Source organism: Bacillus sp. CCNWLW194 (genome assembly GCF_037120585.1).
Classification (GTDB): Bacteria; Bacillota; Bacilli; order Bacillales; family Bacillaceae_G; genus Bacillus_A; species Bacillus_A basilensis.
The window spans coordinates 1-2,149 of record NZ_JBBBBL010000050.1 but is presented as its reverse complement, the minus strand read 5'-3'; the positions used below and the strand labels follow the sequence as shown (position 1 = coordinate 2,149).

The 2,149-nt window shown below is 38.4% G+C and carries 2 protein-coding genes; both read right to left on the bottom strand.

The window, feature by feature from the left end; all coding sequences use genetic code 11:
- Positions 1–188: 188 nt before the first annotated feature.
- Positions 189–911, bottom strand: coding sequence for an exosporium leader peptide-containing protein (locus tag V7S50_RS33925; RefSeq protein ID WP_336376861.1), 723 nt, complete (start codon positions 909–911; stop codon positions 189–191).
- A gap of 116 nt (positions 912–1,027) precedes the next feature.
- On the bottom strand, positions 1,028–1,813 hold the full coding sequence (locus V7S50_RS33920; RefSeq protein ID WP_336376860.1) for an exosporium leader peptide-containing protein: 786 nt from the start codon (positions 1,811–1,813) through the stop codon (positions 1,028–1,030).
- Positions 1,814–2,149 lie beyond the last annotated feature (336 nt).

The window sequence follows — 2,149 nt, the reverse complement described above, 5'->3', positions numbered from 1 at the left end:
TCATTAACATAAGAAAATAGTAACGTGCTTTTAACTTCAAAAATAGTCTAAATCCTTAAGTTGATGGATGTGTGGTGGTACCCCTATTAATAGTTAAGAATTAGCTAAGAGAGAGCCTTACGACTCTCTTTTACATGATTAAAACAATGATGAAGAAAATATAAAAATATACTCTTTTCAAAACATCATTAGACAGGATCGATAGGGTGTACCACAGCAGTAAATCCGCGATTTCTAACTTGAGCACTTACTACCTCATTAAAATTCCCTATATTAGCTACAATGTGATAACGTATTGGATCTGTTGGGAATATTGGGTCAGTTGGTAAATCTACCCATGTAAATGTAGAGTTAAAAGTATATAGTGGATTTACTAGATTTACCTTATAGTCTGCAGATACAACCGACTCTGCCAATAACACATCCTCACGGAATAACTGATACGTTATTTTATCCACAATGAAAATAGCACTATCATTACTTTCTGTGTCAATATTAATTTCTGTACCTATTGTTGCGTTTAAATGGACGAAATCGTTTTCTCCTTGTACATTGGCAAAGACCTCCATAATTTGAACATTATCTGTATTGGGTGGAAGATCTATAGGATCTGGTATTCTTGCAAGTGGTGTAAAAAATAGAAGAGCTCCTGTTGGACCTGTTGCTCCCGTCGGGCCTGTTACTCCTGTTGGACCTGTTGGACCGGTAATTCCGGTTGATCCTGTGATTCCAGTTACTCCTGTTGGTCCTGTTGCTCCAGTACTTCCAATTCCCGTTGGGCCAGTCGGACCTGTTGCTCCTGTTGGCAATGTAAATGGTGGAATAGATGGTAATGTGGGCCCAATCAAGTTCGGATCGAATGCCGCTCCGTTTAGAATCTCATGTGAGTTAAACTCATTTTCTTCTGACATACTTCACCTCCAAAAAGTTCTTATCATATTAAATAAATGCGTTTCCGAAACAATTATGACATTAGCAGAGGGCCAAGGCTCTCCTTTTATACAGAGTAATAATATGACATTAAAATCTAAAGTATAGGGCTTATAAAAGGAAATCTTGCTGCTGTAAAAAATGTTGCATTAAATTGATCGCCCACAATAAATCCATCTGTAGTAGCGCGAAATATAACTTGCACACTGTCTCCTACTTTTAATCCAAATATAGCAGAAACATTTGCAAGTGCATCAGCAAAAAAATTCCCTTCATTAGTTGACACTATAACTTCAACATTGTTGAGAAGAATATTGACTGAAAACCCATAGGTAATTAATGGATTACTAGGGCTAAATCTTAAACCTGCTGCTAATGAATATACTCCGTCTTGATTTGGTTGGAATGTTGAAACACCGTCAAATTCATTTCCAAAATCAAATTGTTCATTATTAAATGTAAGAACTAGCTCATCCCCTGCGGTATATGTTTGTGCCTCTAAAGGGCCTTGTTTAAACGCTCTAAATGCAGATTCAATTACGTTTAATCCAGTTGGACCGGTTATACCTGTAGCTCCTGTTGAACCCGTTATTCCCGTTGGGCCAGTCGGACCTGTTGTTCCTGTCGGGCCTGTTACTCCTGTACTTCCAATTCCCGTTGGGCCAGTTGGACCTGTTGCTCCCGTCGGGCCTGTTACTCCTGTACTTCCAATTCCCGTTGGGCCAGTTGGACCTGTTGCTCCTGTCGGGCCTGTTACTCCTGTAATCCCAGTCGGACCAGTAGGTCCTGTGGGTAAAGTAAACGCTGGAATTGGTGGCAATGTAGGACCCAACAAATTAGGATCAAATGCTGCACCACTCAAAAACTCACTTTTTTCATTCATGCACACACCTCCTGAATATGTTTGTACTTATCATAATTATTAAATGCTCAATACTAGATAAGTGATCTTCACATAAGCGGAATCTCTCTTTATTATTTTTATTCGACAAAATAGTTATCACTGGATTTGTTATGCTTGGTTGAGAAATCTTACAAATTGGATGTGCGGAGGAAAGATATATGAAAAGTAAATTACTTACAGCATTAACTTGTAGCGCCTTACTTGTGGGATTGGCTGCATGTGGTTCAAATGGGGTAGCACCACACATCCATCAACTTAAGGTATATTTTTATACAAAATGCGGTCTTTCCATATAGTTTTTTATTATCTTTTATA

What these genes read in the sequence shown, in the direction of transcription:
- V7S50_RS33925 (WP_336376861.1), bottom strand. Translation starts at nt 911, where the DNA reads ATGTCAGAAGAAAATGAGTTTAACTCACATGAGATTCTAAACGGAGCG.
- V7S50_RS33920 (WP_336376860.1), bottom strand. Translation starts at nt 1,813, where the DNA reads ATGAATGAAAAAAGTGAGTTTTTGAGTGGTGCAGCATTTGATCCTAAT.